Annotated in this window: 20 protein-coding genes; 2 read left to right on the top strand and 18 right to left on the bottom strand. The window is 38.8% G+C overall.

The window, feature by feature from the left end; genetic code table 11:
* Positions 1-127: 127 nt before the first annotated feature.
* Both D1B32_RS00580 and D1B32_RS00575 read right to left on the bottom strand, forming a co-directional pair.
* Complete coding sequence (locus tag D1B32_RS00580) at positions 128-925, bottom strand: HAD family hydrolase (RefSeq protein ID WP_118888337.1); 798 nt, start codon at positions 923-925, stop codon at positions 128-130.
* A 132-nt stretch (positions 926-1,057) separates the two neighbouring features.
* A complete protein-coding gene (locus tag D1B32_RS00575; protein ID WP_118888336.1) occupies positions 1,058-2,392 on the bottom strand; it encodes a 6-phospho-beta-glucosidase in 1,335 nt (444 codons plus the stop codon).
* Between the two features lie 219 nt (positions 2,393-2,611).
* Here D1B32_RS00575 and D1B32_RS00570 point away from each other — a divergent pair, with 219 nt between their 5' ends.
* A complete protein-coding gene (locus tag D1B32_RS00570; RefSeq protein ID WP_095310385.1) occupies positions 2,612-3,337 on the top strand; it encodes a MurR/RpiR family transcriptional regulator in 726 nt (241 codons plus the stop codon).
* A gap of 50 nt (positions 3,338-3,387) precedes the next feature.
* Here the strand turns inward: D1B32_RS00570 and D1B32_RS00565 are convergent, their stop codons facing one another.
* The 8 genes from D1B32_RS00565 to D1B32_RS00535 all read right to left on the bottom strand — a co-directional run bounded on the left by D1B32_RS00565 (position 3,388) and on the right by D1B32_RS00535 (position 11,878).
* Positions 3,388-3,612, bottom strand: a complete 225-nt coding sequence (locus D1B32_RS00565) for a hexameric tyrosine-coordinated heme protein (protein ID WP_095310383.1) — start codon at positions 3,610-3,612, stop codon at positions 3,388-3,390.
* A 128-nt stretch (positions 3,613-3,740) separates the two neighbouring features.
* Positions 3,741-5,168, bottom strand: coding sequence for a 6-phospho-beta-glucosidase (locus D1B32_RS00560; protein ID WP_168927266.1), 1,428 nt, complete (start codon positions 5,166-5,168; stop codon positions 3,741-3,743).
* A 180-nt stretch (positions 5,169-5,348) separates the two neighbouring features.
* Positions 5,349-6,779: a glycoside hydrolase family 1 protein gene (locus D1B32_RS00555; RefSeq protein WP_118888334.1), complete on the bottom strand. Its 1,431-nt coding sequence runs from the start codon at positions 6,777-6,779 to the stop codon at positions 5,349-5,351.
* A 99-nt stretch (positions 6,780-6,878) separates the two neighbouring features.
* Complete coding sequence (locus tag D1B32_RS00550) at positions 6,879-8,798, bottom strand: beta-glucoside-specific PTS transporter subunit IIABC (RefSeq protein WP_118888599.1); 1,920 nt, start codon at positions 8,796-8,798, stop codon at positions 6,879-6,881.
* A gap of 225 nt (positions 8,799-9,023) precedes the next feature.
* Complete coding sequence (gene licT / locus D1B32_RS00545) at positions 9,024-9,881, bottom strand: BglG family transcription antiterminator LicT (protein ID WP_118888333.1); 858 nt, start codon at positions 9,879-9,881, stop codon at positions 9,024-9,026.
* A gap of 356 nt (positions 9,882-10,237) precedes the next feature.
* On the bottom strand, positions 10,238-10,393 hold the full coding sequence (locus D1B32_RS23960; RefSeq protein WP_168927265.1) for a hypothetical protein: 156 nt from the start codon (positions 10,391-10,393) through the stop codon (positions 10,238-10,240).
* Positions 10,394-10,514: 121 nt separating this feature from the next.
* Positions 10,515-11,264, bottom strand: coding sequence for a hypothetical protein (locus D1B32_RS00540; RefSeq protein WP_118888332.1), 750 nt, complete (start codon positions 11,262-11,264; stop codon positions 10,515-10,517).
* Positions 11,265-11,371: 107 nt separating this feature from the next.
* Positions 11,372-11,878: a type 1 glutamine amidotransferase domain-containing protein gene (locus tag D1B32_RS00535; RefSeq protein ID WP_118888331.1), complete on the bottom strand. Its 507-nt coding sequence runs from the start codon at positions 11,876-11,878 to the stop codon at positions 11,372-11,374.
* Between the two features lie 251 nt (positions 11,879-12,129).
* Here D1B32_RS00535 and D1B32_RS00530 point away from each other — a divergent pair, with 251 nt between their 5' ends.
* Positions 12,130-12,396: a SunI/YnzG family protein gene (locus tag D1B32_RS00530; RefSeq protein ID WP_118888330.1), complete on the top strand. Its 267-nt coding sequence runs from the start codon at positions 12,130-12,132 to the stop codon at positions 12,394-12,396.
* A 232-nt stretch (positions 12,397-12,628) separates the two neighbouring features.
* Here D1B32_RS00530 and D1B32_RS24545 read toward each other — a convergent pair whose 3' ends face one another.
* From D1B32_RS24545 to D1B32_RS00495, 8 genes are all read right to left on the bottom strand, one after another.
* Positions 12,629-12,709: a putative holin-like toxin gene (locus tag D1B32_RS24545; protein ID WP_392391091.1), complete on the bottom strand. Its 81-nt coding sequence runs from the start codon at positions 12,707-12,709 to the stop codon at positions 12,629-12,631.
* A gap of 160 nt (positions 12,710-12,869) precedes the next feature.
* On the bottom strand, positions 12,870-13,910 hold the full coding sequence (locus D1B32_RS00525) for an ABC transporter ATP-binding protein (RefSeq protein WP_118888329.1): 1,041 nt from the start codon (positions 13,908-13,910) through the stop codon (positions 12,870-12,872).
* A complete protein-coding gene (locus tag D1B32_RS00520) occupies positions 13,907-15,589 on the bottom strand; it encodes an ABC transporter permease (RefSeq protein WP_118888328.1) in 1,683 nt (560 codons plus the stop codon). Before D1B32_RS00520 ends, D1B32_RS00525 begins: the two co-directional genes overlap by 4 nt.
* A gap of 76 nt (positions 15,590-15,665) precedes the next feature.
* Positions 15,666-16,694, bottom strand: a complete 1,029-nt coding sequence (locus D1B32_RS00515; RefSeq protein WP_118888598.1) for an ABC transporter substrate-binding protein — start codon at positions 16,692-16,694, stop codon at positions 15,666-15,668.
* A gap of 2 nt (positions 16,695-16,696) precedes the next feature.
* Positions 16,697-17,473: a 5'/3'-nucleotidase SurE gene (gene surE, locus D1B32_RS00510; protein ID WP_240033711.1), complete on the bottom strand. Its 777-nt coding sequence runs from the start codon at positions 17,471-17,473 to the stop codon at positions 16,697-16,699.
* A 5-nt stretch (positions 17,474-17,478) separates the two neighbouring features.
* Complete coding sequence (locus tag D1B32_RS00505; protein WP_118888327.1) at positions 17,479-18,270, bottom strand: sugar phosphate isomerase/epimerase family protein; 792 nt, start codon at positions 18,268-18,270, stop codon at positions 17,479-17,481.
* A complete protein-coding gene (locus D1B32_RS00500) occupies positions 18,267-19,097 on the bottom strand; it encodes a PHP domain-containing protein (protein WP_158586183.1) in 831 nt (276 codons plus the stop codon). Before D1B32_RS00500 ends, D1B32_RS00505 begins: the two co-directional genes overlap by 4 nt.
* Before the next feature lie 661 nt (positions 19,098-19,758).
* On the bottom strand, positions 19,759-20,940 hold the full coding sequence (locus tag D1B32_RS00495) for a GTP-binding protein (RefSeq protein ID WP_118888326.1): 1,182 nt from the start codon (positions 20,938-20,940) through the stop codon (positions 19,759-19,761).
* Positions 20,941-20,942: the final 2 nt, after the last annotated feature.

Here is a 20,942-nt window from a genome sequence, read left to right as displayed (position 1 = left end):
GACTTTTTCTTATAAGATCACTCAAAACTTACATCAAGTCAACACCATATTTCATTTGATCATTAAGAAACGTTCCACCCATATCTACAGCTATTAGCTTGATCGCCATATCCGTTAACGCACTCCCTTATTGTAAAGCTAACAGTTGAATGATTGTTTTCATGACAGCATCTTCTTCATTCGAGCGAGTAATAAAATTAGAACCGTCTTTTAATTCCTGAACTGCGTTTCGAACAACAAAGCTAAATGTTGCGCGTTTCATAAGCTCTAAATCATTGTAACCATCGCCGAAAGCCATTGTTTGATCTGGAGTTACACCTAATATTTGCTGTAAATGCTCTACGGTAGTCCCTTTATGAACATTAGCATTCGCAATATCGATCCAGGCTGCTTCAGAAGCAACAATATATGCCGATTCAAAAAACGGAGAAAGTTTCTCCCTCGTCTCAAAACAATTCAACGCTGGATCATGAATCGTTATTTTAACAAAGTCATCCTTTATTTCAGTAAAATCAGCAACCTGCCTTACCTGAGCATACGAACCTCTGACAATTGCAGCTTCTTCCAGTGGGATGTTCTGCTTGACTACTGCACCGTCTCTTGTACATGCAATAACTGTATGTTCTAGGCTTATTTCCTCAAGCAAGCGAATAATTTCCAGACCCAATTTATTGCTTAGCAGTGATTCATAGACAAATTCTCCGTTATGCTTGATTCGAGTTGCACTATCCCCTAGAATCCATAAATCCTTTGCATCATCACCAAATAATTCTTCTACACGTTCACATTGTTTACCAGTAACGGGAGCGAAAACAACACCTTTTTCTTGCATCATTTTTCTTACATCCTGATATAGCTCCCTGTTAAAATCGCCGCTATTATTCAAGAACGTCCCATCCATATCTGTTAATACTAATTTAATCATATGACTTCCCTCCTTGACTATTAATCCGAATAGATAACAGTTTAACGTGACAAAGCAATACAGATTTCAGCTGAAATCTGTATTGCTAGAACCCTTGTCAATGCTGGCACTTACTCAGGTGCCAACACCAGCTTATTGTACTACTCTCTCTTTTTGAAAAAATTGAGGAAGGTGTTCTTTATGCGCCTCCATCATTTCGTCTACAATTTGTTTCGCAATTGCGTCACTTGGTGTTAATGGGTTAATCGCTAAAGCAAGTACTGCTTTATTATAATCGCCTTCTACAGCTGCTTCTGCCGCAATACGTTCAAATGACTTAATTTGCTGGACAAGACCTCGGGCAGCAATGGGTAGATCTCCTATCGCTAATGGAATTGGACCATCCTTTGTAATAACACAGCTGATTTCAACTGCTGATTCATCTGGAATACTAGCAATTGCACCACGATTCATCGTATTTACTGGTTGAATGGCACGCTTGTCGTTATAAATAGATGTAATCAAGCGAACGGCTGCATCCGAATAATACGCTCCACCACGTTCTTCTAATTGAGGTGGTTTGATATTAAGGTTTTCATCTTTATACAGCTCGAACAATTCTTGCTCCAACTGTTGAACAACCTCAGCACGAGTACCCTCTTCCCTAGAGCTTTCCATCGCTTTATCGAGCATTTCCTTCGATTTGTAGTAGTACATATGGTATGGACATGTCAACGCATCCAACGATTGAATAAACTCAGGCTCCCATCCCATTCCATCTATATTCTTAACGAAGCTGCTATTTTCTGGATCAGACAATTTTTTGATAACTTCTTCCTTTACACTTTCTCCATCCACATAGACATCTAACCCATAAACCATGTGATTTAGCCCGGCAAAGTCAATTCGGATTCGCGAATGATCGACATCCAATAATTTGGCAACGCCCATTTCCATTCCGATCGGCACATTACACAATCCAACAACCTTTTTGATGTTCGAGTAGCGCAACACGGCTTCTGTTACCATACCTGCAGGATTCGTAAAGTTGATTAACCATGCATCTGGACATAACACTTCCATATCCTTACAAATATCCAGAATAACAGGGATCGTACGTAACCCTTTAAACAAACCACCAGGTCCATTCGTCTCCTGTCCAAGCACACCATATTTCAATGGAATGCTTTCATCTTTTGCACGAGCATCTAGTAATCCTACACGAAATTGCGTTGTTACAAAATCAGCATCCTTTAACGCTGCTCTTCGATCTAGTGTAAGATGAACATCAATTGGAAGACCTGCTTTGTCAATCATCCTTTTCGCTAAGTTTCCTACGATTTCTAACTTTTCCTTTCCTGCTTCAATATCAACTAACCATAACTCTTTAACCGGGAAATCATCATATCGTTTGATAAATCCTTCTACTAATTCTGGGGTATAACTCGATCCCCCACCAATCGTTGCAATTTTAATACCTTTTGTCATACACTTTGCACCTCCAGGTAATGTAGCAATCCAATATAAGTACTATATTTCAATTGTAGCTACATTTCCTAGAGCCGTATATAAACTCTGAGCATCTAGTTCGGATTGACGTCAGAAGTCATTTGTTTCATAAATGTAACGACATGTAACTTATTACATGTTAAGATGAAAGTGTATAGTCTTTAACAAATTATCTCTTAAAAAGGAGAATCCCCTCAAATGTTTACACAGGACATGATTGCTTCATTTAATGAGTTAGAAACTTCTTTATACAATTATATTAGTCAAAACGCTGATAAGGTCGCATATATGCGAATCCGCGAGCTGGCAGACGAGACCCATGTATCCACAGCTACGATTTTACGTTTTTGCAGAAAGATAAATTGTGAGGGTTTCTCAGAATTTAAAGTAAAGCTTAAAATGCATTTAGAAGGAAATAAAAAGACAGTACTAAAAGGCTCCCAGCATTCTGTTATGGAGTTTTTTGAGCGAACGTTAAAAGGGGATATAGAGGAGAATATAAGGGACGCTGCAAATCTAGTTGTCCAAGCAGATAGTGTTATTTTCATTGGAATTGGAAGCTCCGGTATTCTTGCTGAGTATGGAGCAAGGTATCTCTCAAGCCTAGGCAAATTTTCAATGTATATTAAAGATCCTCACTTTCCCATTCACTCCAAGTTACGTTATAACAGTGTAACAATTGCATTATCTGTCTCAGGAGAAAATAGTTTCACTGTTACACATTTGAACCAGCTTAAACAAGAAGATAGCAAGATTATTAGTATTACAAATCATAAGCACTCAACCATTGCAAAAATATCAGATATAAATATCCCCTACTATGTAACCGAGGAATGGTATGAAGGTGCCAACATAACGACGCAAGTGCCTGTAATTTATATTCTAGAATCAATGGCCCGTGAAATGTATAAATTAAATAGATAAGGATTCTGCCAACACGAAATTTGCTGGCAGAATCCCGCTATTCTTTTTGTTTACTTCCAATAGTTATTTGCAGCTGCCACCGTTTGAAAATGAATCGCAATAACCTCCGACACCATGATGAGGCTATCCGCATCTCTCGCATACTTTTTCCGCAACTTTTTTCTAACTTCTGCTGAAGGCTGTGTATACACAACACCCTCCCTCGCTAATTTTATCGCCAACTCATATCCTTTTTGCGGTGTTGGCGTTTTTAAGCTTTTTAGCCAGTCACTCATTCGTAATCCTCCCTTAGGTTTATACCATAATCTATAAAAGGGAGGGCGGATATATTCGAGAAATTGGCGGGTTTTTTAAACAAAATGAAAAAAGGACAGGTTTCCCCATCCCTTGTCTTACAAATCACTTATAATGCTTCACCATTTGATGCAATCACACTTTTATACCAATCAAAGCTTTTCTTTTTCGTACGCTTTAATGTTCCATTTCCTCCATTGTCTCGGTCAACATAAATATAGCCGTAACGCTTTTTCATTTCCCCAGTGGATGCACTAACGATATCAATTGGACCCCAGCTTGTATAGCCAATGATATCGACTCCATCCTCTATTGCTTGACCCATTTCAGCAATATGCTGTTTCAAATAATCAATTCGGTAGTCATCGTTGATTATACCCTCAGCATTTATTTCATCATTTGCACCGAGACCATTTTCTACAACGAATAGTGGCTTTTGATAACGATCATATAATTGGTTTGCTGTAATGCGGAACCCTTTTGGATCAATTGTCCAGCCCCATTCGGATGTTTCTAAATATGGGTTTGTAACAGAGCCAAATACGTTTCCACTTGTTTTATCCTTTAAAATCTCCGGATCGGTACTAGTCGTTCTGCTGGCATAATAACTGAATCCAATATAGTCAACTGTATGATTCTTCAACAGTTCTGCGTCTTCGTCTTCCATTTCTATTGTTAGATTGTTGTCTTTAAAGAAGCGTTTCGCATAGCCTGGATATTCTCCTCGTGACTGAACATCAATGAAGAAGAATGATTCACGGTCCTTTTCCATCGCCTTGTAAATGTCATCCGGATTACATGTATACGGATACGTCTGTCCAGCAGCTAGCATACAGCCAATTTTTGCATCTGGGATAATCTCATGGCATGCTTTTACAGCACGTGCACTTGCAATGAGCTGATGGTGTGCTGCCTGATATTTAATTTGTGTTTCATTTTCCCCTTCTTTAAAGACAAGTCCAGCACCAACAAACGGCATATGCAACAGCATATTAATCTCATTGAATGTCATCCAGTATTTTACTTTGTCCTTATATCTCGTGAAGATTGTTTTTGCATATGTTTCAAAAAAGCCTACAAGCTCTCTGCTTTTCCAGCTGCCATATGCTTCAACTAAGTGAACTGGCACATCAAAGTGGGCCATTGTAACGACCGGTTCAATTTTATGTTTTAATAACTCATCGAATAAATCATCATAAAATTGCAATCCAGCCTCATTTGGTGTTTCATCATTACCGTTCGGAAAAATACGTGCCCAGGAAATGGATACACGCAATGCTTTAAAGCCCATTTCGGCAAATAATGCAATATCCTCTTTATAATGATGGTAGAAGTCAATAGCCTTATGTGATGGATAAAATTCATTTTCATCTGGTGTGAATGAATCTATCTTTCCGATTGCAATCTGCCAGCGTTTTTCTCCGGTTGGCATTAAATCTACTGTCGTTAGACCTTTCCCGCCTTCTAAATACGCACCCTCTACTTGATTGGCAGCTAAAGCGCCACCCCATAAGAATCCTTCTGGAAATATTGACATGTTAAGTCTCCTTTTCATATCTATTATTTTAGAAAACTTGGCATTCGCAAGCCTTTGGGCGAATGACTTAGTTGCACTTATGCAGACAAGAAAGTTTTAAACTTTCTTATCTGCCAAAAGGAAAGGCATCCGAAGATACGCTTTCCCTTTTAAATTTAGTTCAATTAACTTCGCGTAAACCTATAGATTCTCACCATTTGAATCAATAACATCTTTATACCAGTAAAATGATTTTTTACGTTTACGTTCTAATGTTCCAGTGCCATCATCATGCTTGTCTACATAGATAAATCCGTAACGCTTGGACATTTCACCGGTTGAAGCACTGACTAAATCAATGCATCCCCAGCTGGTGTAACCCATTAGCTCTACACCATCTTCAATTGCTTCGCCCATTTGTTTCATATGTTCACGAAGGTAGTCGATTCGGTAATCGTCCTGAATGGATCCATCTTCTTCCACTTTGTCATAAGCTCCTAATCCATTTTCTACAATAAATAGAGGCACTTCATATCTGCCATACAGCTTATTTAAGGAAATACGCAAACCTACTGGGTCAATCTCCCAGCCCCAGTCACTCGCTTGAAGGAATGGGTTTTTAACTCCTTGCATAATATTTCCTTGAATGCCCTCTTCATTCGATTTATCTTTCTTCTCTGTGCGAGACATATAGTAGCTAAAGCCGATATAGTCTACCGTACCTTCTTTCAGAATATCTAGGTCGCCATCTTCCATTTCTAATTCAATGTTATGCTCTTTGAAATATCGGTTGATAAATGCTGGATATTCTCCTCTTACTTGAACATCTGCACAGAAGTAGTTAAATAATTCCTCTTCCTCTAGAGCATGCATTACATTTTCAGGTTTGCTATCGAAAGCATATACCGGAGCATAAATAATCATGCAGCCAATTTGTGCCTCTGGCATTATTTCACGACATAATTTGACCGCCTTTGCACTTGCAACAAATTGGTGATGGAATGCTTGGAATGTAGGTTGATATTTATCCGCTTCTTTTTGGATTGCGAAACCAAGCCCCATTATCGGCATCATTAAACCGCTATTAATCTCGTTAAATGTCATCCAGTATTTTACTTTTCCTTTATAACGGTTGAAAATCGCTTCTGCATATCTTTCAAAAAATGTAATAACTTCACGATTTCTCCAGCCACCATATTCTTTTACTAAGTGTACAGGCATTTCATAATGTGAAATCGTTACGACCGGTTCAATCCCATGTTTAATTAATTCATCAAATACACGGTCATAAAACGCCAATCCTTCCTCATTTGGCTCAAGCTCGTCCCCATTCGGGAAAATTCTTGTCCACGCAATGGACGTACGGAAAACTTTAAAGCCCATTTCGGCAAATAATGCAATGTCCTCTTTGTAACGATTATAGAAGTCAATTGCGTCATGGTTTGGATAATATTTATTCGGGTCAATTTCAAAATCAAATCCTGGATTACCTAAAATCTCTAAACGCTCTTTTCCACCTGGAAGTACGTCCGCTATATTTAACCCTTTATTCCCTTTATGGAAACCACCTTCAAATTGATTGGCAGCTGTTGCGCCACCCCATAAAAACCCTTCCGGAAATTGTTTTGCCATTCTTTATTCCTCCTATTAACCATTAGTTGTTAAGCAGTAATTGATCTTTATATAAAGTGATAGGCTTCACTTATCATGAAACGCCTCCTATTGCATGGATTATTTTACTTTCAGCTCGATTAATATATCCTGAGCTTTCACTTCTTGTTCGTTAATCGTTGATATCTCAAATTGATCTTGGTTTGTAACAACCACTGGTGTCGTCAATGGATATCCCGCTTCTTTAATTGCTTGTCCATCAAATTCAATTAATAATTGTCCTTTTTCGACGTGGCTGCCTTGCTCCGTATGAGCTGTAAAATGTTTCCCATCTAATTGGACCGTATCCATCCCAACATGAATTAAAATCTCTGCCCCATCATCCGATGTAATACCAATTGCATGGTTTGTAGGAAATAGTACAGAAATCGTACCAGATACAGGCGAAACTACTTTACCTTCAGCAGGCTCTATTGCGACACCTTGTCCTAATGCTCCTGAAGCAAAAGCTGTATCATCAATATCTGCTAATTTTTTAACTGTTCCGTTGAAAGGACTACCAATTACTTGATCTTTTCCGTTTTGAGCACCCTTCACTGCTACTGGTTGAGTAGATCCTGCTCCAGTATCCTCATTTTTGTTAATACCGCCAAAGAAATAAGTTAAAACAAAGGCCAAAACAGATCCGACCACTAAAGCAATAATAGCGCCGAAAAATGCCCCATTTAATCCTTCTTCAGGATGAATAAAACTTGGAACCTGGAATACACCAAGACCAGCCATTACATACCCTTTCGTTCCAAAAATCCCTAGTAAGACACCACCAATTGCTGATGAAATTAATGTGAAAATAAATGGTCTTTTTAGCGGTAAAGTGATCCCATACATACCAGGCTCTGTTACACCGAATAATGCTGAAATTAAAGCTGGTGCACTAAGTGATTTAGTTTTTTCGTTTTTTGTTTTTATCCAAATAGCTAGAATAGCAGCAGCTAATGCAAAGGAATGAACAAATATTAAAGCTAAGATTGGATCTATACCTCCAACCGCAAAGTTATTGATAGCAATTGGAACAAGTCCCCAATGAAGTCCAAACATAACAAACACTAACCACAATCCACCAAGGAATGCCCCTGCAATAACTGGACTTAAATCATAAACCCAAATTGTTGCTTGACCTAATAACTGGCTCGCCCAAGTTGCAATCGGACCAACAACAATAAAGGTTAAGGGAGTAATAATTAACATCGTCAGCATTGGAACAACAAATGTTTTTATTACATCTGGAATAATTTTAGTTAAGCTTCTTTCTAACTTTGCTGCAAAAAACGCTGCAACAATGATTGGAATAACGGACATCGAATATGTCATCAGAATTACCGGAATCCCTAAGAACTCAATATAAACAGGTGATTCAAACATCGTTCCCGCAAATAAGGTGTACAGCGGTTCATTTGCTCCAGGTATTCCCTCAAGTGCAGGATATACCAAAGCCATGGCTATTACGGATCCTAAGAACGGTGTTCCACCAAACTTCTTCATAGCCGTGTAACCTAAGAGAATTGGCAGGAAGTAGAACAGACCGTCGCCAATGGCGTTTAAGATTTGATAGGTTCCACCTTCTATATCAAGCCAGCCAATTGCAACAAATAAAGCAGTAAAACCTTTCGTCATACCCGCTGCGACTAATACACTGAGTATTGGAGTAAAGATCCCGGAAATCATATCAATAAAACGGTTGAATAAACTCCCTTTTTCTTCTCCACCTTCAGCATCAACTGGCTGTGCAGCTTGGAAGCCACCTTCCGACACTACTGCTTTATATACATCTGGAACATGATTCCCAATTACTACCTGGTATTGACCACCACTTTTTCTCGTGGTAACAACACCCTCCATATTATTTAATACCTCTGTATTCGCTTTACTTTCATCTTTCAATTTAAAACGAAGACGTGTAATACAATGAACAACACTATTAACGTTTTCTGCCCCACCGACATTTTCGATAATGTCTTTTGCCAATTGTTCATACTTCATCATGGTTCACCTTCCCTTTACGTAATTCATTTAGTGAAATAAAAAACCTGAACCAATTTGAATAGCACACATCATATGTGTTCTTCAAATCAGTCCAGGTTATGCCCAAAATAGGTAACATTCCTAAATTTATATATTGTTTTTATTGTTAATTAATTAACGCTTTTAATTTAACACGACTTTAATACTAAGTCAATAGTTTTAAAAAGCGTTTTCATAAGAAGATTAGTTTTCTTCTGATTTTGTCTGACGATAGGTTACCCGATGGATATGAATGGTTAAATAGACCTTCTCATCATTGGAAATTTCCCAATTATAATGATTCGCAATGTATGCTGCTATTCTTTCTGTACATCCAAATGCTTTTGCATACTTTTGTTGTATCTGTTCATATAGAAAATTGTCATACATTTCATCTTGTTTTTCTTTTCGAATAAAGCGAATCGCAAAGAAACGGAGATGGGTTAAGAATCGGTCATAATTAATCGATTCTTCATCTAATTCAATTTTGAAGTAGTATTTTACGATTGTTAAAATCGTATTAACCATTTCTGTAACTTGAACTGCAGCCCCCATGCTTTCACCAGAAAGCTGACTATTAACAAGATGGAGTGCGATAGACGCAGCTTCATCCTCCTCAAGCCTCACACCTGTTTCCTCTTCGACAATTTCAAGTGCTTTTAAAGCAATCTGAAACTCTTGCTTATAGTATCTGCGAATTTCCCAGAGTAGGGGATTTTTCAAATCAATCCCATTTTTATGCCTAGTAATCGCAAAGCTCAAGTGATCGGTTAGTGCTATATACAAATAGTCGTCCAATTTATACGTTAGGTGGGATTTGGCTAATTCGAGAATTTTATAAGAAAGATCCAAATAAACTTCGGAAACATCTTCCATTAATTCAGCTAATTTATTAGCAACTCCTGCGTCCTCCAGAATAAAGGTTTTTTCAATTTTAGCAGCATCAACAGCATCTCCTGGCTTTTTCTTAAAAGCAAGACCTCTGCCCATTACAACTACCTCTTGTTCTGCTTCATCTGTAGCTAATAAAACATTATTGTTTAAAATCTGTTTAATTTCCATTTGCCTTCCCACCTGAATAAAGTATTTATGAAAAATATCAGGAAATAAAAAACCTGAATTAGTTAAAATTGCAGCGTAATTCCCCCACAAATTTAATTAATTCAGGTTTTGCCTGCCGAACAGTAACAATCCTTATTTAATTCTATTATATATGATTGCGGTTTCAATTGCAATATACCCACTTGAAAAGTTTGTGACTAATTACTTAATAAGTTAAATTCAATAGGCTTTTTATGCTATTCATGGTGAAAACAAATAATAGAATCGCGCTTAACTAAATCTAAATACATATTTTCTTGTCGACGTTCTCACAATATAAACACCCCTCTTTCATAGAAAGGAATAATATACTCCCACTACTTTATAATCTGAGCAAGAAAGGATTGCACCGATTCAGGCAATAGACGAAAGAATAATCCTCGGTATTTAATATCCGCTAGACCAGCAACAGCAATCATGCATGCTGCAAGTAGAATTAAAGGTGATTTTCTCTTTTTAGAAGTGTTGTTCATTGCTTCTCCTCCGTTAGTACATTTGTTTCTAGTTTACTATAAAAAGATGTATGATGAGCGTTAGATTTTTACCCAAAAATATCTGAGAATCTTCTTTTAAATCATTCCAGAAAGGCTCTCATCAATCGAAAAAGGACTGTATCCCAATATATACCGACAGCGGCTCTTTCCTGCCATTCGTATGCCACTCTTGATACGCTTTAAAAACTTGTTTCACATCATGATTAGCTTGTTCTTCCACTAAATACTTTACAGCCAAAAAACTGCGCCAATAATCAAACATAATACTCGTCAAACTACCTTGATAGCTAGCCTCTCCAAACGCATCAATAGAGTGGTGCCCATATGTATCCTTAAACATCTCTACCAGTTCTGTCTCTACATTTGTTATTTCGTTGAACGCTTCTTCATCTAAAATTAATTTCTTTGATAAATATTCGCACATGCCTTCTTCAAACCAAATGCTATCTTCTCGGTCATCATCGAACTCATCAACAAATAAATCGGAGTGATGCATTAATTCGTGTCCAACTATCGCAAAAATATGTTCTTCAGAAAGGCTTTCATAGAATGCCTTGATACGTGGATGTTCTCGTCCCTCTAGCTGTTGAACAAATAAATTCCTCCAATATCTTATATCGGGAGAGATATAAATGACATCCTTATTCGTAAAAGCAGGAATCGGAATTTCTGAGAAAGTGGTTGTTGCTAATTCACCCGTTGTCCATACAATCGCCTTTGGTAAATCGTTTAATGCGTAGTTTTGCTCCAACTCCTGCTGGTACGTGACCAATTTGTTTTGGAACCTTTCGATGGTATCCTGGTATTTTTCATAATCTCTTTTCGACTCAAAGGCGTAGATTTGTTTCATTTTGGTCTCTCCCTAACCTAAAAAATTCATATATCACATAGTACTTTCGCTTCTGCCCGTATAAAAGGATCCCTCCCAATACTAGAAGAGATCCCCTCGAAACAATCTTATAATTTATTTAAAATTTCTTTAATAAATGCCGGTTCATCCTTAGGTGTACGAGAAGTGATAATATTTCCATCAACCACTACCTCTTGATCTAAAAAGTTAGCTCCAGCATTTTTCACATCATCACGGATGCCAATGTAAGAAGTTGAATTTACTCCATTCAGGATATCCGCGCTAATCATTACTTGGGGACCATGACAAATACCAGCAATCACTATTCCCTGTTCATGTGCTTGTTTAACAAATTCCACCACTTCGTCACTCACACGAAGCGCTTCTGGAGCTGATCCACCAGGAATAATAACCGCATCATAATCGTCAGCCTTCACTTCACTTATGGAAAGCTCGGAAGTATACGCTGCCGTACCTTTCTTCCCTTTAAGCTCCGTACCCTTTTCAAGTCCTACAACAACCGTTTTGTGACCCGCTTCATTCATTGCATCATACGGATTCTTCATTTCTGAATCTTCATAACCACCCGCAAGTAGAAAACATACATTTGCCATCTTTTATCCACTCCTCCGCAATTAAATTCAAGCTAATACTATATGATTTAGTAAGAAAATTCAATCAAAATGATACAATGACTTCTTTTATGATAAGAAATAAATCCGAATTTGGTCTTAGATTACCCACATAATTGATTGGAAAGTCGATTACTCGGTTATATACGTAAAACCTTGTATACTAGTAGTTAGGAATATAACAATAATTCAGAATCCGTATACACCCCTAAAAAGGAAAGGTGAAGAGTATCATGTTTGACGTAAAGGTTATAAAAGAAGAAGACAAAATCGTAATTAAATGGCAGCTACAAAAGATTAAAATTCCTATTTCAGAGATTATGGATGTAACGAATGATGAATCTTATGCTGGTGAAGACAAAACAGCTAATAGGATTGGATATCCATACGGAACAACAGATCGAATCCACATTAAGACAATTAAGTCCAATTACATCATTTATACAAGTATTGGTTCCGTGAAGGAAAAGATATTAGCTTTTATAGAAAATCAACACTAGAATTTACTACCTCAGAAACAGTAAATTCTTCTTAGATAAAAGCCAGGAAACCAACATTGCTAATATAACGGAATATGGTTATAATATTGTATATACAACATATATTAAAACAACTGTAAGTGCTGGAACACCTACGGTTGAATATACAAATAGCTGCTACTCAAAAGAGGAACTGGCTCAGATGAGTAGAAAAAAATAGACCATCCCCCAAGGTTGGAGACTCAAGGGAGGTCTATTTTTCTCTGTCTATTGTCAGCAGTGCAATTAAGGCACCAAAGGAAATCATCAAAGAAATCGCCTCGTAAACTGACATAAGCTTCACCCCCTTTCAATAAAAATGAGGGTGAGCCGAACTGTTGTACAAGTTAGCTTATAGCACATAAATTTTATAATGTTAGAACAAATCACAAAAGGAGAGTTCTAAATTTCCCTCTCCTTTAAATGCATAAGAGAAACCGTGCTTCCATACCCCTTTACATCCTTGGAACAATCCCTACCCCCTCCCCAATTTCAAACTGCTCATGAAGTGGCAAGTCAACAACAATCTCTTGTCCACTGACATCAACTACATATTGATACTCCTTTCCTTGGAACTGCTTCGTAACAACTGTCCCTCGAATCTGGCTTTCATCCGATGTAGAAAGACGAATTTGTTCCGGACGCAGTGCATATAGGTTCTGCTCCTTTAGATTTTCTGAAATACCGCAATCCTCCCATGTTACAGAGACATTCTTATGCATAAATGTCGAGCCATCCCAAGTTCCTTCGAACAGATTAGCTTTCCCAACAAATTTGGCTACAAATGGGGTTTTCGGTTGATTATAGATTTGTTCTGGTGTACCAATTTGCTCAATCTTACCAGCGTTCATCACTACAATTCGATCCGCCATCGCAAGCGCTTCTCCTTGATCATGTGTCACATAAAGTATCGAAGCTTTCGTTAGTCGATGCAGCTTTTGAATCTCATGACGCATCTCAATCCGTAATTCCGCATCAAGGTTGCTGAGTGGTTCATCCATCAACAACAGCTGTGGCTCCGGTGCAATCGCTCGCGCAAGTGATACACGCTGTTTTTGTCCACCGGAAAGTTCACCAGGCATTCGGCTGCCGAACTGCTCTAAGCCAACAATTTTCAACACTTCATCAATTCGCTCTTCCGCCTTTTTCTTTTCCTTAAATGCAGGTCCAACAAAACGGTGGTATTTCATGGCAAACTGTACATGCTCTCGAACATTCAAATGGGGCCAAAGAGCAAATGACTGAAAAACCATGCTGACATTTCTGCGCTCTGGCGGGATAACCTTCTTAGCTGTGGCTGCCTTCTTGTTATCGATTTGAATTGTACCATCTGTTGGAGATTCAAATCCCGCGAGCAGTCGGAGCAAGGTTGTTTTCCCACATCCAGATGGTCCTAAAATAGCAAGAAACTCTCCATCCTTTACGGTTAAATTTACATCTTTGAGCGCTTGAAAGCTACCGAATTTTTTATTAATATGAATGATTGACGTAGTCATTTCCCATTTTCCACCTTTCTTTTCCGAAGTGCCCCACTAGCAAATAACAGAAAATAACCGACGATGATTAAGCCGACAATTAAGCTCGAAAAGGCTGTTGAATATAGTGTATACCCCGACTGCTGGAAGCTTAAGATCGCAACACCAATTGTCTCTGCATTTGAGGAATACAATAAGGAAGATACGGTAAGCTCTGTTAACGCGCTTAAAAATACGAGCATTGCACCACTTAAGACGCCTGGTGCGATTAATGGAATCATAATTCGCTTCCACTTTCCAAATCCATTCGTACCATTAATCCGCGCTGCCTCTTCAACCTCCTTATCAACCTGCTGAAAAGCGGTAATACCACTGCGCACCTGTAAAATTAAAAATCGTGTTACATAGGCGATATATAAAATGGCAGTCGATCCATAAATACCGGGATTCCAACCAGGAATGGGCTCCATCCATGCAAAAATCATTGCCAACGCAAGCACCATTCCAGGCAAAGCATACGGAATCGTAATTGCATATTCCTGAAGCCTCATCGTTACGTTTGGTTTCCGAACACGGTAATAGCTAAAGATCGTACCGACAATAATCCCAATCACGGTCGTTACACCAGCCAGTTTAAGGCTCGTGAAAATTGATTCGACCGTAGAGTTCCTGGATAAAATATAAGCGTAATTTTTCAAAGAGAAGTTTTCCGGTACAAAATCAAGTCCATAGGCATTCAAAAATGATGTCATAACCATTGAGATGAAAGGAAAAATACTGGTCATAGCAAAAAACAGCCAAATCAAAATCTCCGCTATTAGCTTTTTCTTTCCTAAATGATAGCGTGGGCTATAATCCAGTTTAGTTGTCTCAATCGGTTTTGACTTCCGTAACAATATCCATTGGAGACTGATTCCAATAATCGCAATCACTCCAAGGATGACAGACAGTACAGCGGCTTCGTTAAAGGCAGAAGGTCCAAAGCCAATGACTTTCTGATAAATATATGTCGAAAGCACTGAAATATTGGCTGGTGTTCCTAAAAAGGCAGGGATTCCGAAGTTATCTAACCCTCCAAGAAATGCGATAAACGACCCACCAACAACTCCTGGCAATGCCATTGGAAAGACAATTTTGGAAAAAGCTGTCCATCTTGATGCACCAGAGATACGTGCTGCCAGTTCCATTTCACGTGGAATTTTTCGAAAGACATTAACCGTGAATAAATAGACGAGCGGAAAATGGCTAATCCCCATAACAAAGATAATGCCAGACATACTATAGAGATTCCACGATGGAAGCTGATCCAGCATTTTCGTCAATAACCCAGCAGGGCCGAAAAATTGCACCCATGCCAGGGAAGTTATGTAAGATGGGATAATAAATGGCAAAAAGATAAACAGCTGCACAATCCCTTTCATGCGTATATCGGTATAGGCTACCATCCAGGCAAAAGCTGTACCTAAGATGAGTGAAATAATCGTTGATCCGACCACCACAATTAACGTGTTTTGTAATACCTGCCACGTCCGACCATCTGTTAAAATCGCATGATAATAATCGAAGTTAATTCCTTCATCACTCAGAAAGCTCATAATGATGAGTCGGATAATCGGGATAATAAAAAAGATGATGATTAATCCAATTGCCAATACTTTATAAAGCTTTCTATTGAAAAAGCCAGAGGAAATAGCGCTCATGCGCTTTCCCTCCTGATTGAATCCATTCTTTTTTTGACTGTTCACTGTAATCACCCTATAGCCCTTGCATTAGATTCTAGTTTGAAAATAATTCGTCAAATTTCCCTTTATCAGCTTCACGGTTCTGATATAGTTCATCTGTTGGTGCGCTAAGTGTTTTAATTTCATCCAAGGATTTTAAGCCATACGGTGCTTCTACTCCCTCACGGATTGGTGTATATCCAATCTCAGCCTGCAATGCTTGTCCTTCCTCAGAAAGTACGAAGTCAACAAACGCTTTTGCTAGTTCTGCTTCTTCTGTATCTGCCGTAATACCAATTGGCTCCGTGATTACAGGTACACCTTCTTCAGGGTAAATCAACTCTACTGGTGAACCATCACTTGCAGCACGAGCTACTAAATAATCCACAATCATGCCGTAATTCTTTTGACCGGATGCTACGTTTTCAATAACAGCGCCATTTCCTTCTGTAATCATTGGATTATTTGCTTTTATTCCTTCATAAAAATCCCAGCCAAAGCCGTCACTACGGGTAAAAATCCCAAGATTGTACGCTGCAGCTCCTGAGTACAATGGGCTTGGCATGACAACTTGATCACTACCCTCATCTGAAACAAGTGCATCCCATGATGTTGGTGCTTCTGTCACTTCATCCGTATTGATGACAATACCAGTTGCCATCATCTTTGTTCCTGTATACGTTCCGTCAGCATCCACGAACTCTTCTGGAATTGCTTCTGCTTCAGGAGAATTATATTCCATTAACATATCTGCTTCCTTTAATCCTTCAAATGTTACCGAATCTGCAAGCAAAAGAACGTCCGCTACAACAGATCCTGCTTGGCTTTCCGCATTCAATTTACTGATAACCTCTTCTGTACCAGAGCGGAAAATATTGACTTCGACATCTGGATATTTTTCATTAAACGCATCTACTAGCTGCTCCGCATCAACATCAGGCTGTGATGTGTAAAACTCCAGCTCACCACTTAACTCACTTTCACCTTCTTCACTTGAAGCATCTGCTTCCTCATCGGAACTGTTACCACAAGCTGCCAAAATACATAAAAGTCCAGCACACAATAAGAATAATAGTTTTTTCATCATTAGTTCTCCTCCTGAACATAATTAAAGTTGGTAAACCAGCGACTGATTTGATCGATTTTTCTTTTCTGTGTATGCTTGAGGTCAATGGGAGAGACAGTTATATACCCTTCCTTCAGCAACTGATAATCCGTTCCCTCATTCACCTTCAAATTTTGATAGTTGTCCTTTAACCAGTAAAAATCCTGACCTTGAGGATCGTTCAAGGCTGTATAGTGATAACGCGAAATGGTTAGATCCATTGGGACAACGGCAACTCCTTTGCAAAGCTCCTTCGACGTATACGGCAAATTAACGTTCAGCATGACATTTTTTGCGATTTTATTTTGCAGAATCACCTCCACAACGCGATATAGCATCTGTTTTACAATTCCAAACTTAATGTTTTCCTTTTTAAATGTATCTAAGGAAACCGCAACAGACGGGACTTGGTATAGCATCGCCTCTTGTGCTGCAGCAATCGTTCCCGAGTAATACATATCCCTTCCAACATTGGGACCAAGGTTAATTCCCGTAAAGACGATATCAGGCTTTTCCTTTAACAGCACTTCCATCGCAAGCTTTACACAATCCGCCGGTGAACCATTAACCGCATAAGCTTCGGCAGTAGGTGCAAAATCAATTTTCTTTAATTTCAATGGTTGTCCTAGTGTAATTTTATGACTGTAGGCACTTTTTTCCGTGTCTGGGCAGACAATGACTACCTCGCCAAAGTGAGAGAGGACATCAGCCAACGCTTCAACTCCCGGCTCAAAAATACCGTCGTCATTCGTAATCATAATTTTCAAATGCTTATCTTCCTTTCCTTCCATTCTTTATGTAAAAAGTTCAGATGCTTCTTTAAAAAAGATAAGGAGCGATCTGTATCCATTCCTTCGAGTACGATAGGTAAGTCTTTCTCGCCTAGGCATGATAGAATCTCCTCTAGATTAATCTCACCTTCTCCTAGCGGAACGTGGTATCGATCCCTTTTGGAGTCACTTACATGAATACTGTTTACACGCTGCAGCTCTTCTAAATAAACCTCGTTGTTTTCTTCAAGCGGCGTATGCGCGATATCTAAGGTCACCTGAAGACCCGGCCCAACCTGCTCTAAGAAATGATTCATTGCCTTTGGCTCTGTTAAAATCTCCTTCGCGATAGGTTCCATCATTTCCTGCGATAACACGACTTCTCTTACTGCCGCATATTCTAAAAGCCGCTTTGTGTTGGTGACAAGTGCGCGCATATGCTCCTCAACTAAGTAATTTTTAACCGTTAACCTTCCAGGATGAAAAGTCATATGCAATGCGCCTAGTGCTGCTGCCAAATCAATCGATTTCTTTAATTCAACAATGGACTGTTCCTGAATTCCTTTATTGATCGAACAAATATTTAAATCCCAGCTCGATGCATGCAACGTTAATTCGATATTTTCCATTTCAGCATGAATTCGAATTTCAGCAGGATTTGCTTGATGATAATAAATATGCTCTGCCCACAGTTCTACTCCATATAAGCCATATTCCTTTGCGATCGTAATAACTTCATTCGGATGATAGTCCCAGCATAATGATGAAGCGATAAATAGTTTCATCGTTTTGCACCAACTTTTTCTAGCCAATGCTTTTGGGAATGCTTATCTAACTGCACACTACCAATCGCATACGCATTTCTCGTATGCTTCCGCCCATGACTGTCAGACCCGCCAGAAATCAGCAGCTGATTTTTAAGTGCAAATTCCTTCCAATAGGAAACGTCTGTCTCACGATGCTTGGAATGATAGACCTCAATTCCATCAATCCCATACGATAAAACCTTTTCTTCATCTATAGGAAACCGGTAGGCACCTGGATGCGCAAGGTAAGCTTCCCCGCCACAGGCTTGAATTAATTCAATTGCATCTTTTGCAGAAAACGCCCCCCGCTCAACGAATGCCGGCTTCCCTTTCACTAATAGGCCGTGATAGGCCTCGTGGGTCGTAGTAAAGTAATCTTTCTCACAAAGCGCACTGGCAATATGCGTGCGTACAATAATATCTTGTGGTGCATACCTTTCTACATCTTGAAACGTAATGCTATAGCCTAATTCGTTCAAACGAGCAACGATTTTCTTTGCCCAGTTTTTCCGCTCTGCTTTACGCCAGCTAATATGCTGGAGCATTTCCGGATGCTCTGGATCAAATAAATATCCAAGAATATGTAATTCACCTGCTTCTCCATCCGTGTTCAGCTCAATTCCAGGAATCAATTCAATTCCAGCTGCCTCTGCTAATGGCAGGGCTTCCTTATACGCTCCGATTTCATCATGGTCGGTAATGGAAAGTACTTGAATGTTTGCCTCTTTCGCTAGATGCACAATCTCTTCCGGTGTTTGGACACCATCTGAAAATGTCGAGTGAACATGCAATTCCGTTTTACGCATCAAATCCTCCTCTTTTGAACCTAGCTTCATTATAAGGAACGAATATTAAGGAAGATTAAAGGTGAAATGAAGAAATGGTGTGACTTGTGTAAATTCACTTTACAATGGAGGTTTTTGGTAGGGTTTAACAATTTTTTTGATAAATAAGTTGTGGCAAGGGATACAACAATAGACAGAATAATTCACTCAATAAATTGTAAATTATACGTTAAGATTTTACATTTTCTTAATAACAGCAGGAGATTTCACTGAGATCATGCTCGTCATTTAGAAGTCATTATGAATGTATTATAATCAGCTTTTATATTGAGTTAGTGCCTTCCTAGAAAGTGAGATGTATATAAATTAAGTTGAGGCTGGGACATAACTAAAGTACTTAATGTTAAAGACGAATGATGTACAAACTTAGCGTAGGAAATATACGTAGACTCCTGCGGGAGGAAAGGCATAGGTGAGACACCGAAGTGCGATAGCACAGGGAGGCTCACCAGCCGCCACTGGATGCGCGAATTATATTTCCGGATCGAGTTATTTGCATCAATCATGTTCGGTTTTCACTTCATAAAAATACTTTTGTCCCAGCCTCAACAGGGGAAGTGTAGTCTTCTAAGAAATGTTATTTCGGGTATTTGCTAACACACCATCTTCTTGGTGAATTTAATTAATAGCTGCTAAATGATGGTAACGGATCATAAAACATATTCCAATCCAAATTCATTTCGACATCTGACAGTAAACATTGATCTAGACTTTTGATTATTCCTTCTTTATCCATCTCTTTCCCTATAAATACTAGTTCAGTCATTCTGTCTCCATAGTTGTCGTCCCAGTACTTAGCTAAATCTGGATCTTCCTCTAAAATACCCGATTGTTCTTGCTTTGGATACGTAGCTATCCACTTTCCTGCTTCTTGAATTGCAATGGATGGCCCAGCCTGTGATAATAAACCAGAAACATCATTTCTTGACGCCAACCAAAAGAAACCTTTCGATCGAACAACTCCAGTTGGCCAATTTTCTAACCATGTACCCCAACGCTCAGGATGAAACGGTTTTTTTCTTCGATAGACAAAGGAGCTAATCCCATATTCCTCCGTCTCAGGGATATGCTCTTCATTTAGTTCCTTTATCCACCCTGCACCCTGACTTGCTTTTTCGAAGTCAAATAATCGTGTATTCAGTACAGTCTCTAAGGCAACTTTTCCGTATTCAGTAGCAATAATTTGAGCATCTGGATTCAATTGTTTTAAAACAGCTTTTAATTCTTCTCTGCTTTCCGCATCCACTAAGTCGACCTTATTTAATAGGATTATGTTAGCAAATTCAATTTGATCAATTAATAGATCAATAACGTCCCGCTCGTCGTTCTCATCTGCCTCTTGATTACGGTCAAGTAAGCTTTCTCCAGATCGATAATCCTCCCAAAAATAACTTGCATCCACTACGGTAACCATCGTATCTAATTCACAACGTTCCGCAAGATTTATCCCAAGGTCTTCGTCTTCATAGGTGAAGCTTTGCGCGACTGGTATTGGCTCTGATATTCCGGATGATTCGATAACTATATAGTCGATGTCCAGTTTGGCCAGTTTATCTACCTCTTTCACTAAATCTTCCCGAAGCGTGCAGCAAATACATCCATTCTGCAATTCTACTAATTTTTCTTCTGTACGACTAAATCCTCCTTTTTTGACCATGTCGGCATCAATGTTCACTTCACTCATATCGTTTACAATAACGGCTATTTTCCTACCTTCTTTATTGTGTAATAAATAATTTAGCAGTGTTGTTTTTCCTGATCCTAAATAGCCACTTAACACTGTAACTTGTACTTTCTTTGACAATG

It is taken from the genome of Oceanobacillus profundus (genome assembly GCF_003515705.1).
Lineage (GTDB): Bacteria > Bacillota > Bacilli > Bacillales > Amphibacillaceae > Oceanobacillus > Oceanobacillus profundus.
The sequence above is the reverse complement of the archived record's forward strand: the minus strand, read 5'-3'. Positions and strand labels throughout refer to the sequence as shown.

Excerpts from the sequence above, each read along its gene's own strand:
- D1B32_RS00530 (WP_118888330.1), top strand. The coding sequence starts at position 12,130 with ATGTTTGACGTAAAGGTTATAAAAGAAGAAGACAAAATCGTAATTAAA.
- D1B32_RS00525 (WP_118888329.1), bottom strand. The coding sequence starts at position 13,910 with ATGACTACGTCAATCATTCATATTAATAAAAAATTCGGTAGCTTTCAA.
- D1B32_RS00535 (WP_118888331.1), bottom strand. The coding sequence starts at position 11,878 with ATGGCAAATGTATGTTTTCTACTTGCGGGTGGTTATGAAGATTCAGAA.
- D1B32_RS00505 (WP_118888327.1), bottom strand. The coding sequence starts at position 18,270 with ATGAAACTATTTATCGCTTCATCATTATGCTGGGACTATCATCCGAAT.
- D1B32_RS00555 (WP_118888334.1), bottom strand. The coding sequence starts at position 6,779 with ATGGCAAAACAATTTCCGGAAGGGTTTTTATGGGGTGGCGCAACAGCT.
- D1B32_RS24545 (WP_392391091.1), bottom strand. The coding sequence starts at position 12,709 with ATGTCAGTTTACGAGGCGATTTCTTTGATGATTTCCTTTGGTGCCTTA.
- D1B32_RS00565 (WP_095310383.1), bottom strand. The coding sequence starts at position 3,612 with ATGAGTGACTGGCTAAAAAGCTTAAAAACGCCAACACCGCAAAAAGGA.
- D1B32_RS00520 (WP_118888328.1), bottom strand. The coding sequence starts at position 15,589 with ATGAGCGCTATTTCCTCTGGCTTTTTCAATAGAAAGCTTTATAAAGTA.
- D1B32_RS00560 (WP_168927266.1), bottom strand. The coding sequence starts at position 5,168 with ATGTCAATATTTCCAGAAGGATTCTTATGGGGTGGCGCTTTAGCTGCC.
- D1B32_RS00570 (WP_095310385.1), top strand. The coding sequence starts at position 2,612 with ATGTTTACACAGGACATGATTGCTTCATTTAATGAGTTAGAAACTTCT.
- licT (WP_118888333.1), bottom strand. The coding sequence starts at position 9,881 with ATGGAAATTAAACAGATTTTAAACAATAATGTTTTATTAGCTACAGAT.
- D1B32_RS00515 (WP_118888598.1), bottom strand. The coding sequence starts at position 16,694 with ATGAAAAAACTATTATTCTTATTGTGTGCTGGACTTTTATGTATTTTG.
- D1B32_RS23960 (WP_168927265.1), bottom strand. The coding sequence starts at position 10,393 with ATGAACAACACTTCTAAAAAGAGAAAATCACCTTTAATTCTACTTGCA.
- D1B32_RS00575 (WP_118888336.1), bottom strand. The coding sequence starts at position 2,392 with ATGACAAAAGGTATTAAAATTGCAACGATTGGTGGGGGATCGAGTTAT.
- D1B32_RS00540 (WP_118888332.1), bottom strand. The coding sequence starts at position 11,264 with ATGAAACAAATCTACGCCTTTGAGTCGAAAAGAGATTATGAAAAATAC.
- D1B32_RS00580 (WP_118888337.1), bottom strand. The coding sequence starts at position 925 with ATGATTAAATTAGTATTAACAGATATGGATGGGACGTTCTTGAATAAT.
- D1B32_RS00500 (WP_158586183.1), bottom strand. The coding sequence starts at position 19,097 with ATGCGTAAAACGGAATTGCATGTTCACTCGACATTTTCAGATGGTGTC.
- surE (WP_240033711.1), bottom strand. The coding sequence starts at position 17,473 with ATGATTACGAATGACGACGGTATTTTTGAGCCGGGAGTTGAAGCGTTG.
- D1B32_RS00550 (WP_118888599.1), bottom strand. The coding sequence starts at position 8,798 with ATGAAGTATGAACAATTGGCAAAAGACATTATCGAAAATGTCGGTGGG.